The organism is Agrobacterium sp. T29, from assembly GCF_006970545.1.
GTDB lineage: Bacteria > Pseudomonadota > Alphaproteobacteria > Rhizobiales > Rhizobiaceae > Agrobacterium > Agrobacterium leguminum.
Genome location: NZ_CP040640.1, coordinates 976,338 through 989,562, shown reverse-complemented (window position 1 = coordinate 989,562; position 13,225 = coordinate 976,338). Strand labels below are relative to the sequence as shown.

General features: G+C 60.0%; 11 protein-coding genes. 7 read left to right on the top strand and 4 right to left on the bottom strand.

Going from position 1 to position 13,225, the window contains the following annotated elements:
- Positions 1-30: 30 nt before the first annotated feature.
- From FGF54_RS05090 to rpmG, 4 genes are all read left to right on the top strand, one after another.
- Positions 31-474, top strand: a complete 444-nt coding sequence (locus tag FGF54_RS05090; RefSeq protein WP_020808926.1) for a DUF983 domain-containing protein — start codon at positions 31-33, stop codon at positions 472-474.
- A 62-nt stretch (positions 475-536) separates the two neighbouring features.
- Positions 537-1,163 (top strand): NUDIX hydrolase, encoded by a 627-nt coding sequence (locus tag FGF54_RS05085; protein ID WP_003521495.1) that lies wholly within the window; start codon positions 537-539, stop codon positions 1,161-1,163.
- Positions 1,164-1,180: 17 nt separating this feature from the next.
- Complete coding sequence (locus tag FGF54_RS05080; RefSeq protein ID WP_168208118.1) at positions 1,181-2,347, top strand: MFS transporter; 1,167 nt, start codon at positions 1,181-1,183, stop codon at positions 2,345-2,347.
- A gap of 89 nt (positions 2,348-2,436) precedes the next feature.
- Positions 2,437-2,604, top strand: coding sequence for a 50S ribosomal protein L33 (gene rpmG / locus FGF54_RS05075; RefSeq protein ID WP_003496403.1), 168 nt, complete (start codon positions 2,437-2,439; stop codon positions 2,602-2,604).
- A gap of 897 nt (positions 2,605-3,501) precedes the next feature.
- Here the strand turns inward: rpmG and FGF54_RS05065 are convergent.
- On the bottom strand, positions 3,502-4,872 hold the full coding sequence (locus tag FGF54_RS05065) for a PleD family two-component system response regulator (protein WP_020810655.1): 1,371 nt from the start codon (positions 4,870-4,872) through the stop codon (positions 3,502-3,504).
- 18 nt (positions 4,873-4,890) lie between these two features.
- Positions 4,891-5,262 (bottom strand): response regulator, encoded by a 372-nt coding sequence (locus FGF54_RS05060; protein WP_003521498.1) that lies wholly within the window; start codon positions 5,260-5,262, stop codon positions 4,891-4,893.
- Between the two features lie 131 nt (positions 5,263-5,393).
- On the opposite strand from FGF54_RS05060, the gene FGF54_RS05055 reads away from it, so the two are divergent.
- The 3 genes from FGF54_RS05055 (at position 5,394) to FGF54_RS05045 (ending at position 8,464) form a co-directional block, all read left to right on the top strand.
- Positions 5,394-5,702 carry a DUF3572 domain-containing protein gene (locus FGF54_RS05055; protein ID WP_142779080.1) on the top strand — a complete coding sequence of 103 codons (309 nt, stop codon included), beginning with the start codon at positions 5,394-5,396 and terminating at the stop codon, positions 5,700-5,702.
- A 70-nt stretch (positions 5,703-5,772) separates the two neighbouring features.
- Positions 5,773-7,056, top strand: coding sequence for a DNA polymerase IV (locus FGF54_RS05050; RefSeq protein WP_142779079.1), 1,284 nt, complete (start codon positions 5,773-5,775; stop codon positions 7,054-7,056).
- 169 nt (positions 7,057-7,225) lie between these two features.
- Positions 7,226-8,464: a L,D-transpeptidase family protein gene (locus FGF54_RS05045; protein ID WP_142779078.1), complete on the top strand. Its 1,239-nt coding sequence runs from the start codon at positions 7,226-7,228 to the stop codon at positions 8,462-8,464.
- Between the two features lie 22 nt (positions 8,465-8,486).
- On the opposite strand, the gene dnaE is transcribed toward FGF54_RS05045, so the two are convergent.
- Both dnaE and FGF54_RS05030 read right to left on the bottom strand, forming a co-directional pair.
- The gene (gene dnaE, locus FGF54_RS05040; protein WP_142779077.1) at positions 8,487-11,987 is read right to left on the bottom strand and encodes a DNA polymerase III subunit alpha; all 3,501 of its coding nucleotides are present in this window, start codon (positions 11,985-11,987) and stop codon (positions 8,487-8,489) included.
- 540 nt (positions 11,988-12,527) lie between these two features.
- Positions 12,528-13,211, bottom strand: a complete 684-nt coding sequence (locus FGF54_RS05030) for an ABC transporter ATP-binding protein (RefSeq protein WP_003521506.1) — start codon at positions 13,209-13,211, stop codon at positions 12,528-12,530.
- Positions 13,212-13,225: the final 14 nt, after the last annotated feature.

Genomic DNA, 13,225 nt, shown 5'->3' with positions numbered 1-13,225 from the left:
GCGGTTGAAAAACGGGAGAAGGACTTAAGGATGAGTGCACATCAGGGCTCGGAAACAGTCACCTTCGGAGACGATAGCGCGGAACGGCCGCTTGGCCGCTCGATCATGCGGGGAATGGCCAATCGCTGTCCTGCGTGCGGCAGCGGACGCCTGTTCCGGGCCTTTCTGAAGCCGGTGGACGCCTGTGCCGCCTGCGGCGAAGAAATGCACCATCACCGGTCCGATGACCTGCCGCCCTATATTTCCATCGTCATCATCGGCCATATCGCCGTCGGCGGTTTCATGATGACCGATATGGTGTTTTCCGTTCCCATGTGGGTGCATTTCGCCATCTGGGTGCCGATCACCGTTCTCGCCGCGCTTTTGACGCTGCAACCCATCAAGGGCGGCGTCATTGGCCTGCAATGGGCGCTGAAGATGCACGGCTTCGACCGAAAACAGCAAAAAGCGCAGATCGACGGCTCGTCTCACTGACGGCGGGCGGGACCTTGCACATGCCTCAGCTTCCCCGGCGTGCCGAAACGGCGAGCGCGCCCATGCGGCCGCGCGACGCCGCCTCCATCATTCTGTTCGACCGCTCCGGCTCGCAGCTCAGGGTGCTGATGGGCCAGCGCAGCAGCGCCCATGTCTTCATGCCCGGCGCCTATGTGTTTCCCGGCGGCAAACGCGATCCGCGCGACCATGCACTGCCCTTTTCGGGCGATCTGCATCCCGCCGTCCTCCACAGCCTCACCGCCTCCGCAGCGCGGCGGCTGAGCGCTGCCGGCGCGAGAGCTCTGGCGCTTGCCGCCGCGCGCGAGCTTTTCGAGGAAACCGGCGTGGATCTCGGCTTGAGCACCAGGGGTCCCGATCTTTCCCGTTTCCGATATGTGGCCCGCGCCATCACCCCACCCGGCAATGTGCGGCGCTACGACACGCGATTCTTCTGCTGTTATGCCGACGAATTGCGGCTGGATACCCGGCTAACCCGTGATTCCGACGAGTTGCACAATGTGCAATGGCTTGACATGACAGACCTTTCCGGTCTGAACATGCCGAAAATCACGCGCACGGTTCTCGAAGATGTCACAAAACTCATGATAGGTGATCCCTCATTGCCCTTTGAAAGCCCCGCGCGGCTCTATGTCACGCGCCACGGCCGGTTCATTCGAGACTTTGTATAAAGGCCGTCATGTCACAAATGAAATGCGAAGAAGCGGACGCCATTCACTGGCCCTCACTGATCGCCGCCATTTCCGCCATCAGTGCGGTCGGTGTCGCCATCGGCCTTGGCCTTCCGCTCCTGTCGATCATCCTTGAGAAGCGCGGCATCTCCTCCACCATGATCGGGGTGAATTCGGCCATGGCCGGCGTCGCAGCGATGATGGCGGCCCCCGTGACCACCAAGATCGCCCATGATTTCGGCGTGGCGCGAACCATGCTGTTCGCGGTCGTCGTTTCGGCGCTGAGCGCGCTCGGTTTTTATTTCGCCGAAGCCTTCTGGATGTGGTTTCCGCTGCGAATCATTTTCCACGGCGCCACCACCACGCTTTTCATCCTCTCCGAATACTGGATCAACATGACCGCGCCGCCCAGAAAACGCGGCATGGTTCTCGGCATCTACGCCACTGGCCTTGCGGTCGGCTTCGCGGTCGGTCCGCTGCTGTTTTCCGTGGTCGGCAGCGAAGGCATATTGCCGTTTCTAGTCGGCGCGGCGATCATCCTGCTCGCCGCGATCCCGATCTTCATGGCGCGCGGCGAAAGCCCGGAGCTGGACGAACGGCCCAACCACCATTTCGTCCGTTATGTCTGGCTGGTGCCCATGGCGTCCGCGGCTGCCTTCGTCTTCGGTTCGGTGCAGGCCGGCGGCCTTTCGCTGTTTCCGATCTATGCGACGCGGGAAGGCTTCAACGAATCGCAGGCAGCGCTTCTCCTTACCGTGATGGGCATCGGCAATATGGTCTTCCAGATACCAATCGGCCTGCTTTCAGACCGGATGAAAGACCGGAGGACGATGCTGGGGCTGATGGCCTTTGCCGGCGTCTGCGGCACACTGGCGCTGCCTTTCCTGGTGGAAAGCTGGCTTCTGGTGGCGGCCCTGCTGCTGTTCTGGGGCGGGCTGGTCTCCGGCATGTATACTGTCGGCCTCACCCATCTCGGATCGCGCCTGAAAGGCGCCGATCTGGTCGCCGCCAATGCCGCCTTCATCTTCTGTTACGCCGTCGGCACGATTGCGGGGCCGCAGGCCGTGGGCATTTCCATGGACCTTGCCGGAACCGACGGCTTTGCCTGGTCGCTGGCGGTATTTTTCGGGCTTTACGTGGTGCTTTATATCGTCCGTTTTGTTTTCCGGGCAAAACAGGCTTGACTTTTCAGGCGCGATACGTAGTTTCGCGCCAGATTTAGCCGAGGTGAGAAGCGCCTGCGGCTTCTCTTTTGTTTAAAGGCAGGACGACCATGGCGAAAGCTACAACAATCAAGATCAAGCTGCTGTCGACAGCCGACACCGGTACCTTCTACGTCACCACCAAGAACAGCCGTACGTTCACGGACAAGATGACGAAGACGAAGTACGACCCGGTTGTACGCAAGCACGTTGAATTCAAGGAAACCAAGATCAAGTAATTTCTTGATCGGTCTCCGACAAAAGCGCGCCCAACGGGCGCGTTTTTTGTTTGTGCCGAAGGAAGAGGCTGCCACCAGCCTTGCCGCGCCCAGAGGCTTTGCAGGCGGCCACTAAGGCCCTGCCTCCCCGCTGCCTCGGAAATTGCCGCCGTTACTGGCAAAGCGCGCGAGCAGCCATGGGTAAGTCCGACCATATGGTCTGACGCCCCACCCGCCGCCGCAATCATTCTGATGCTCGGAAGAAGTATCCCAAGGGCTACGGCCATCCGCCCCTGCCCCGTATCACGACCTCGCACATGACGTGAACGAAGACGACCGCACAAGCCGCTACGCTGCGACACGCGCACCACGAACAGGCAATTTTCGGGAAGAAGGCGGTCGGCCAACGATGCGATTACGGCACGAGGAACCGATTCGGACATCGTCAGCCGACCGACCCCACGATTCAGGAGATGCGGCGGACCTGAGCATCATGGGGCATTCAAACTACGCAATACCAGCCCCTGACGAGCGAAATCGCGACGGCTAAAGCCGCTATCATTCATCATCACAAGACGGATAAACCGCCGGAAGAACTGTTACTCTCAATAGGGAGTGTGCGCAGAAGTAAAATAAAAATCAACAAATTCTTAAGCCAGAGATACATCACCTGGGAAACATGGTTAAGTATACAAAGCTGGCACACTATAGTTGCCGGAGAGATTGAATTCAACGTATTTTTCAACTTGAACTCTATTTATATCGCCAATCTGCATCTTTTCATTGCAAAGCGATAAAATACATCCAAGGTCAATGGCTTGCAGTCTTGCGACGCCCGCCCCGTATTCCCGAATAACTATTTCGCCGGGATATAACGGAGAGATTGCGCAATATTTTTAGTCAATCCGCCGCTGACGCTCAGGCAGCGGCAGCAACGACGCGGTTGCGACCGGCGTGTTTCGCCTCGTAGAGCGCCTTGTCCGCCTGTTTAAGGATTTCGTCCGGTGCGCCGAAGGCGCCGCTGCTGGTGGCGATGCCGAGGGAGGCGGTAATGCTCAATTCCCGGTCGATGGAACGAACATAAAAAGGCTTGTCCTCGACTATCGCCCGCAGGCGCTCGGCGACGCTTGCCGCAAGTTCCATCGGCGTATCGGGCATGACGACGACGAACTCCTCCCCGCCATAACGGCAGGCGAGATCCGCGCCGCGCACCGTACTGCGGATGCGCGCTGCAAATTCCCGCAGCACCTCATCGCCGACATCGTGGCCATAGGTATCGTTGACCAGCTTGAAGCGGTCTATATCCGTCATGCAGATGGAGATCGGACGGCCGCGAACGGCAGCACGGTCGAAGAGTATCTTCAGGTGGTTGTCGAGGTAACGGCGATTGTTGAGGCCGGTCAGCCCGTCGACAATGGCGAGTTCCATCGTGTGCTGGAGATTGAGCCGCAGATGCTCGTTGTAGCGCTTGCGCCTGATCTGCGTCAGCGAGCGGGCGACGAGTTCGTTCGGATCGATCGGGCGGAGAATGTAATCATTCACGCCAAGATCGAGCGCCCGCGCCACCATATCGTCCGCCCCCTGCTCCGCCACCAGAAGCAGCGGCAGGAAGCGGGTGCGTTCCAGTGAGCGAAGCTGCGAGCACAGCCTCAGCGGATCGTAATTCTCGAAATTGGAATTCACGATGACGAGCTCGAACGGATTGCCCGCGGCCTTGAGCAGCGCCGCCTGCGGCTCGGTGACGGCATCGACCTCGGCAACCGGCTTCAGCGCCCGCACGATACGTTCCTGCGAGCTGGCGCGGCCATCCGCAACCAGCACGCGGCCGGGCGTCTGCATCAGGCCATCGCTGCGCAGCATCTCCTCGATGCCGATCTGCCGTGCAGTTTCGGCGCGTAGCCGCAATTCGTCGCTGACGGCCTTGAGGCGCACAAGGCTTTTGACACGGGCGATGAGCTGAAGGTCATTGACCGGCTTGGTGAGAAAATCGTCGGCGCCGGCCTTGAGGCCGCGCACGCGGTCCGACGGCTGATCGAGTGCCGTGACCATCACCACCGGAATATGGGCGGTATTCGGGTTGGCCTTCAGCCTTTCGCAGACCTCGAAGCCATCCATGCCCGGCATCATGATATCGAGCAGGATGATATCGACCTGCTCTTCGTCGCAGATCGCCAGCGCCTTGAAACCATCCTCGGCGGTGACGACATCGAAATATTCCGCCAGAAGGCGGGCTTCGAGAAGCTTCACATTGGCCGGAATATCGTCAACAACCAGAACTCTCGCCGTCATAACCGTTCCCCAGTCGCCTCACGCATCGCCCAGATAAGTCTTGATGACTTCGATGAACTTCGGAACGGAAATCGGCTTCGATACATAGGCCTCGCATCCGCCCTGGCGAATGCGTTCCTCGTCGCCCTTCATGGCAAAAGCCGTGACCGCGATGACCGGAATGACATGCAACTCGTCATCTTCCTTCAGCCACTTCGTCACCTCCAGCCCCGAGACTTCCGGAAGCTGGATATCCATGAGGATGAGGTCCGGGCGGTGCTTGCGGGCGAGATCGAGCGCCTCCATGCCGTTGCGCGTCTGGATGGTCGTATAACCGGACGCCTCGATCAGGTCGCGAAAGAGCTTCATGTTCAGCTCGTTGTCTTCGACTATCATGACCTGCTTGGGCATGGTGAGCAGTCCCCGTTTCGCTTTGAAACCTTCATCCAGACATATAAGTTGCCAGAGAACCGATTCCATCGTCCATTTGTTGCGCAAGGCTAGAGGGATTTGGTTTCAAAATAGGTAACTTCGGGGAAGAAATGCTGCGCGATACGAAAAACAAAGGCAATGCCGGCCAGGATCCGCAAGAAACGGCAGCCGCCATACTTGGCTGGCTGGCAAACGAACCGGAAATGCTGGCGCGTTTTCTGGCGCTGAGCGGGTTGCAGGCCAATATGTTGCGCCGGGCCGTCAACGATCCCGGCTTTCTTGCGGGCCTCACCGATTTTCTGATGAGCCATGAACCGGACCTCATGGCGTTTTGCGCCGCGACCGATACTTCCCCCGAAACAGTGGCGGCCGCCTGGCATCACTTTTCCGGGCCGGGGCTGGATTCAGGCATGTATTGACGGGTCGCCCCCTTGAGCCGTTGTCACGGCCGGGGTATGGTCGGCAACGTTCTGGTTTTGTTTTCGGCCCATGTCCACGTCGCAACCCTATGATCCCGGTTTTTGCCGCGACTGTCTGGCCGGCCAGCCAGAGGGGCTGAGGCGTTGCCGCGCCTGTGGCAGCCCGCGCCTCGTTTATCATGCCGAACTCTACGATCTGAGCATTGCCCATATCGACTGCGACGCCTTTTATGCCTCCGTTGAAAAACGGGACAATCCGGAACTGGCCGACAAGCCGGTGATCGTTGGCGGCGGCAAGCGTGGGGTGGTTTCCACCGCCTGTTATATCGCCCGCATTCACGGCGTGCGTTCCGCCATGCCCATGTTCAAGGCGCTGGAAGCCTGTCCTGACGCCATCGTCATCAAGCCGGATATGGAAAAATACAGCCGTGTCGGGCGCGAAATCCGGGCGATGATGCAGGAATTGACGCCGCTGGTGCAGCCGCTTTCCATAGACGAGGCGTTTCTCGATCTCTCCGGCACCGAGAAGCTGCATCACGATCCACCGGCCCGTGTGCTGGCGAAATTCGCCCGGCGCGTGGAAAAGGAAGTGGGCGTGACCGTTTCAGCCGGCCTTTCCTACTGCAAATTTCTCGCCAAGGTCGCGTCCGACCTGCAAAAGCCGCGCGGCTTTTCGGTGATCGGCGAAACGGAGGCGCTGTCCTTTCTGGCGACACGGCCGGTCACCACCATCTGGGGCGTGGGCAAGGCCTTTGCGGCGACGCTGGAGGCGGACGGTATCCGCATGATCGCGCAGTTGCAGGAAATGGAGGAAAGCGAACTGATGCGCCGCTATGGCGTGATGGGGCAACGCCTCTTCCGGCTTTCGCGCGGCATTGACGAGCGGCATGTGCACAATAACGACCCCATCAAAAGCGTGTCTTCCGAAACCACCTTCTTCAACGATATTTCCCGCCATGAGGATCTGGTGCCGATCCTGCGCTCGCTTTCCGAAAAGGTTGCCTGGCGGCTGAAGAAGAGCGGCATTGCCGGCCAGACGGTGGTGCTGAAGATGAAGACGGCAGACTTCAAGCTCCGCACCCGCAACCGCAAGCTGGACGACCCCACTCAGCTTGCCGACCGGATTTTCCGCACCGGCCTTTCGCTGCTGGAAAAGGAAACGGACGGCACCAGGTTCCGCCTCATCGGCATCGGCGTCAGCGATCTGCGCGATGCGGGTCTGGCCGATCCGCCCGATCTCGTCGACAAACAGGCGGGGCGCCGGGCTGCGGCAGAAGCGGCGATGGACAAGCTGCGCGACAAGTTCGGCAAGGGCAGCGTCGAGACGGGCTATACGTTCGGAACGCGCAAATAACAGTTGCGGGATTGTGCGACAGGCCGCGCAATCCTGCCCTCACCGCCTCGCGCCGGATATATTTTAGATTTTACACAAATTAGTGATGTTGCGAATGGACGGTCCTTAAACTTCATTAAACTTCGCGTGATTGAGTGAGGCAAGTTTTGTACATGTGGTGTATTGCGTCATGTCCCTCCGCCTCCGTCTTATGGCCGGCATGCTGTCGGCCAGCATTCTTGCCTTTCCGGCGCTTGCCGCTGACAGCAGGTCCCTGCAGATATTGGTATCGAAAAGCGACCAGTCGCTCGCGCTTTATGAGAACGGCGAAATCGTCGCTACCTCGAAAGTCTCCACGGGCAAGGCCGGGCATGAGACGCCGAGCGGCATCTTCTCGATTCTGGAAAAGCGGAAATACCACGAGTCGAATATCTACTCGGCCGCGCCCATGCCCTTCATGCAGCGGCTGACATGGTCCGGCATCGCGCTGCACGAAGGCAAGGTACCGAACTATCCGGCCTCGCACGGCTGCGTGCGCCTGCCGTCCAAATTCGCGAAGTCTCTCTTCGGAGACACCAAGACCGGCGTGCATGTCATCATCACCGACCGGCCGGTCTCGCTGCGCTTTGTGCAGCATCCAGCGCTGTTTCAGCCGCGCGACGATGCCGATGACGGCAAGCTGCTTCTGTCGGATGTGGAATTGCGCCCGGCGACTTTCGATGCGGCTTTGGGGACGGTCGAGGTTGCCGTCAATGAAAAGACCCAGGCCCTCAAGCCGGTGGCGAAGACCAGGGAGCCCTCGCCCCTGCGCATTCTCATCACCCGGCGCGGCGAGCGGGAAAAGGTGATGGATATTCAGACCGTGCTGACCCGCCTCGGCTTCGATGCCGGTTCAGCCGATGGTTATGCCGGGGAGATGACGATCGGCGCCATCAATGGTTTCAAGCGCTGGAAGGGGCTGAAAACCACCGGCCCGCTTCTGACCGACGCCTTCGTGACGGCGCTTTATGCCTCCGCCGATGAAGACCACCCGCCGACCGGCCAGATCATGGTGCGGCAGGATTTCAAGCCGCTGTTCGAAGCAGCCATCGACATCAAGGACCCGGAAGTGGCGCTCGGAACCCATTTCTTCGAAGCCGTGTCCGTAGATCGCGCCGCCGGAACCGCCGAATGGAACGGCGTGACGCTGGAAAACCATCTGCCGGCGGCTGCCCGCAAGCGGCTCGGCATCTCCGTTACCGAAGCGCCGGGCGGCTTCGATCAATTGAGCGCCGTGCTCGGCCGCCTCGAAATTCCCGTGGAAATACGCAGCCGGATCGAGCAGGAGCTTTCAAGCGGCAGCTCGATTACCGTTTCCGATATCAGTCACCAGATGGAGACAGGCGCTGGAACGGACTTCATCACCGTGACCAAAGAAGGGCCGGTATGAGCGGCGGGTGAGGCCTCAAGCCTCACACCAGTTCCACATCGACGACACCGGGCGCGGACCGCAGCGCAGCGGCGATCTCCGGCGAGATGCGATATTTCTCCGTCAGCTCCACCTCGATCTCGCGGCTGCCCTCATCCTTGATGACGATGAAATAGACCGAACCATCGCCTTTCGTATTGAGGTGGCGGGCCACCGTTTTCAGCGGGCCGGAATCGCGCACATAAACACGCAACGCCTTCTGCATCTGCACGGATTTCTCTTCCAGTGACTGCGCCGTCTGGATACGCAGACCGATGCCTTCCGGGCGCTCCTCCGCCTGCACGGTGATGACCAGCGATTTACCGACCTCGAGGAGATCGCGGAACTGGCCGAGCCCTTCGGAAAACAGCACCGCCTCATATTGGCCCGAGGCGTCCGAGAAGGTGACGATGCCCATCTTGTTGCCGGTGCGGGTCTTGCGCTCCTGCTTGCCGGTCACCGTGCCGGCCAGACGCCCGGCAGTCGCGCCCTGTTTCACCGCGGCGGAAAAATCGGCGAAATTCTGCACCCGCAGCTTTTCCAGCACGGGGCGATAGGTATCGAGCGGATGGGCGGTGAGGTAAAAACCGAGCACCTGATATTCGCGCAGCAGCTTTTCGGAGGCGAGCCAGGGCTGGAAGGCGGGAAGGATGAGCTTTTCCGGGCCGCTTCCACCACCGGAGCCGAACATGTCCGATTGTCCAATGGCGCGGTTGTTCTGCGCCATCTGCGCATAACCGATGATACGATCCAGCCCGCCGATCAGCTCGGCGCGGTCGCGGCCGAAACAATCGAAGGCGCCGGCATTGATCAGGCTTTCCAGTACACGCCGGTTGATCTGCTTGGGATCGATGCGCAGGCAGAAATCCTCAAGGCTCGTGAACGGCTTGCCGTCGCGTACCTGAACGATGTGTTCCACCGCCCCCTCGCCCACGCCCTTGATGGCGGCGAGCGAATAATAGATGCGGTTTTCACCCGTCTCGAATTGCCGGAACGACGTCTGCACCGAAGGTGCGACGACCTCGATACCAAGGCGGCCGGCATCCTGGCGGAAATCGTTGAGCTTTTCCGTGTTCGCCATATCGAGCGTCATGGAGGCCGCCAGGAACTCCACCGGATAATGCGCCTTCATATAGGCGGTCTGGTAGGACACGATAGCGTAGGCGGCGGCGTGGCTCTTGTTGAAGCCGTAATTGGCGAATTTCGCGAGAAGGTCGAAGATGGTGTTGGCCTGCGGCTTCGAGACGCCGTTCTCGATGGCGCCGTCGACGAAACGCTCGCGCTGCTTGTCCATCTCCTCCTTGATCTTCTTGCCCATGGCGCGGCGCAGAAGATCGGCTTCGCCGAGCGAATAACCGGAGAGGACCTGGGCGATCTGCATCACCTGTTCCTGATAGACGATAACGCCCTGCGTTTCCTTGAGCAGATGGTCGATGGTGGGGTGGATGGACTCCAGCTCCTCCTCGCCATGTTTGCGGGCATTATAGACCGGGATGTTTTCCATCGGTCCCGGGCGATAAAGCGCCACCAGCGCGATGATGTCCTCGATGCAGTCCGGCCGCATGCCGATCAGCGCCTTGCGCATGCCGGCACTTTCCACCTGGAACACGCCGATGGTTTCGCCGCGCGAGAGCATCTCGTAGGTTTTGGCGTCATCCAGCGGAATCGCCGCGAGATCGACCTTGATGCCGCGCTTGGCAACAAAATCGACGGCGACCTTCAGCACCGTCAGCGTCTTCAGGCCGAGGAAGTCGAATTTGACGAGGCCGGCGCTTTCCACCCACTTCATGTTGAACTGGGTGACCGGCATATCCGAGCGCGGATCGCGATACATCGGCACGAGCTTCGACAGCGGGCGGTCACCGATGACGATACCGGCGGCGTGGGTGGAGGCGTGGCGGTAAAGTCCCTCGATCTTCTGGGCGATATCCAGGAGGCGAGCGACGACCGGCTCCTTGTCCGCCTCTTCCTGCAGGCGTGGCTCTTCCTCGATCGCTTTCGACAGGGGTGTCGGGTTGGCCGGGTTGTTGGGCACCAGCTTGCAGATCTTGTCCACCTGCCCATAGGGCATTTCCAGCACGCGGCCGACGTCGCGCAAGGCCGCGCGCGCCTGCAGCGAACCGAAGGTGATGATCTGCGCCACCTGCTCGCGGCCATATTTGGCCTGCACATAGCGGATCACCTCTTCGCGACGATCCTGACAGAAGTCGATATCGAAGTCGGGCATCGAAACGCGTTCGGGATTGAGGAAGCGTTCGAACAGCAGCGAGAAGCGCAGAGGATCGACGTCGGTAATGGTGAGCGCATAAGCGACTAGCGAGCCCGCACCCGAACCGCGGCCCGGCCCGACCGGAATATCGTGCTGCTTGGCCCATTTGATGAAGTCGGCAACGATCAGGAAGTAACCGGGGAACTTCATGCGCGAGATGACGCCGAGTTCGAAATCCAGCCTGTCGCGATAGTCCTGCTCCGTATAGCCGGCCGCCATACCGAGCGCCGCCAGCCGCTGATCCAGCCCCTCCACCGCCTGGCGGCGAAGCTCTTCGGCTTCGGCGTGTTCCGCCGCCTCTGGGTCGTCGCTGGCGCCGGTGAAACGCGGCAGGATCGGCCCGCGCTTCTTCAGCACATAGGAGCAGCGCAGCGCGATCTCGACGGTGTTTTCCAGCGCCTCGGGAAGATCGGCAAACAGCGCCGCCATTTCCTGTCGACTTTTGAGGTAATGATCGGGCGTGAGCCGGAACCGGCTGTCATCGGAGACGATGGCGTTATGCGCCACCGCCATCAGCGCATCATGCGCCTCGTAATCGGCCTTGGAGGGGAAAAACGCCTCGTTGGTGGCAACCAGCGGAATATCATGGTCATAAGCAAGGCCGATCATGCGCCGCTCATGGGAACGGTCATAACCGGACTGGCGCTGCAATTCGATATAAAGCCGGTCACCGAAGAGTGACTTTAGCGTCAGCAGCCGTTCTTTCGCCTGGGCAGCGTGACCTTCCTTCAAGGCCATATCCACCGGACCGCCGGAGGCGCCCGTCAGCGCGATCAGGCCGGCATTGGAGGCTTCCTCCAACCATGCACGGGTAATATGCACCGAATGGCCGCTGCCCTCGCCTTCCAGATAGGCGCGGCTGACGATATCCACCAGCCGCTCGTAACCTTCGGCATTGGCCGCCAGCAGAACGATGGCGGGAAGTTTCTGAAGGTGGCTGTTGTGGTTGCGGCGGTCCTCCGCCGCATCCTGCATGTCGATCGACAACTGGCAGCCGATGATGGGCTGCAAACCTTCATCGCGCGCCTTTTCGGAAAATTCCAGCGCGACAAAGAGGTTGTTGGTATCGGTAATGGCAATGGCCGGCTGGCCGTCCGCGACGGCCTTGGACATGATTTTCTTGAGGGGCAAGGCCCCCTCAAGCAGGGAATAGGCGGAATGAACCCGCAAATGGACGAAACCGGGAGTTTTCAGCGTTTCGCCAGAGGTTTCTCCACGCACAACCGCATCGCCCATGTCATCATCCTGTCATTCTGAATCGAGGGGGCGATTTTCCGATTTCCGGCGCTCAAAGTCCACCGCTTTACGGCGTCCATACAGGTTTCTGCGCCGGCGTGCCCTTCACAGGGCGGTGAGGATCACCGAAAAGCTGGCTACGAAGACAGCGATGGAGGCAAAAGCGGCAACGTCACGGATGAAATCAGTCATTGGTCTCTCCTTACTCGTTATGTTCCAACTTTGTTCTCATTTTGTTCGATTGTCAACAGGGTTTTGCTGATATTCCCCTTGCTAATGCCGCAGAATCGCCTTCGGTTCCCGCATGGAGAACAGCAAGCCACTGACTCCAAAACGAAAAAACCCGGAGGTAAAAACACCCCCGGGTTCGGAAAAAATTCAAATTTGGAGAACAGGCGTTCTCTGTAGAGCATCGGACGGACCGACTCGCCAGCTTGGCGCAATCCGTCCCGGAACCGTCATTCACCCCAATTGGCGGGAATGATCGTTTCGAGTGCTATGGAAAAATTGACGCACGATGGTCGTGCCTCGCGCATCAGCTCAGAAATCGACGATCTTGCCGTCGGCCAGCGTCACACGCCGGTCCATGCGGGCGGCGAGTTCGTGATTGTGGGTGGCGATCAGCGCTGCGAGGCCGGATTGGCGTACCAGCGCCTCCAGCGCGTCGAACACATAATGCGCTGTTTCCGGATCGAGATTGCCGGTCGGCTCATCGGCGAGCAGCAAAAGCGGCGCGTTGGCGACGGCGCGGGCGATGGCGACACGTTGCTGTTCACCGCCGGAGAGTTCCGCCGGGCGGTGCTCGCCGCGATGCCCCACCCGCATATAGTCGAGCAGCGCACTGGCGCGCTTGTGGGCTTCGGCCTGTGTCAGACCGGCGATAAGCTGCGGCATCATCACATTTTCCACGGCCGAGAATTCCGGCAGGAGATGATGGAACTGGTAGACAAAACCGATATCGCTGCGGCGGATCGCGGTTCGCGTTTCATCCGGCAGGTCATTGCAGGGGGCGCCGTTAATATAGACCTCGCCGGCATCTGGATGTTCGAGAAGTCCCGCCAGATGCAGCAGCGTGGATTTGCCGGTTCCCGAAGGGGCGACCAGCGCCACCATCTCGCCGCTCTTCAATTCGAAATCAGCCTTGCGCAGAATGGAAAGCGACGTCTCGCCCTGACCATAGGTTCTCTCGACGCCAGTAAGCCGCAGCACTGTTTTTTTTGCCATATTGCGAAGCGGTC

Bases quoted from the DNA above. Each gene is read 5' to 3' on its own strand.
- FGF54_RS05050 (WP_142779079.1), top strand. From the start codon at position 5,773: ATGTCCACGTCGCAACCCTATGATCCCGGTTTTTGCCGCGACTGTCTG.
- FGF54_RS05090 (WP_020808926.1), top strand. From the start codon at position 31: ATGAGTGCACATCAGGGCTCGGAAACAGTCACCTTCGGAGACGATAGC.
- FGF54_RS05085 (WP_003521495.1), top strand. From the start codon at position 537: ATGCGGCCGCGCGACGCCGCCTCCATCATTCTGTTCGACCGCTCCGGC.
- FGF54_RS05065 (WP_020810655.1), bottom strand. From the start codon at position 4,872: ATGACGGCGAGAGTTCTGGTTGTTGACGATATTCCGGCCAATGTGAAG.
- FGF54_RS05080 (WP_168208118.1), top strand. From the start codon at position 1,181: ATGAAATGCGAAGAAGCGGACGCCATTCACTGGCCCTCACTGATCGCC.
- FGF54_RS05030 (WP_003521506.1), bottom strand. From the start codon at position 13,211: ATGGCAAAAAAAACAGTGCTGCGGCTTACTGGCGTCGAGAGAACCTAT.
- dnaE (WP_142779077.1), bottom strand. From the start codon at position 11,987: ATGGGCGATGCGGTTGTGCGTGGAGAAACCTCTGGCGAAACGCTGAAA.
- FGF54_RS05045 (WP_142779078.1), top strand. From the start codon at position 7,226: ATGTCCCTCCGCCTCCGTCTTATGGCCGGCATGCTGTCGGCCAGCATT.
- FGF54_RS05060 (WP_003521498.1), bottom strand. From the start codon at position 5,262: ATGCCCAAGCAGGTCATGATAGTCGAAGACAACGAGCTGAACATGAAG.
- rpmG (WP_003496403.1), top strand. From the start codon at position 2,437: ATGGCGAAAGCTACAACAATCAAGATCAAGCTGCTGTCGACAGCCGAC.
- FGF54_RS05055 (WP_142779080.1), top strand. From the start codon at position 5,394: ATGCTGCGCGATACGAAAAACAAAGGCAATGCCGGCCAGGATCCGCAA.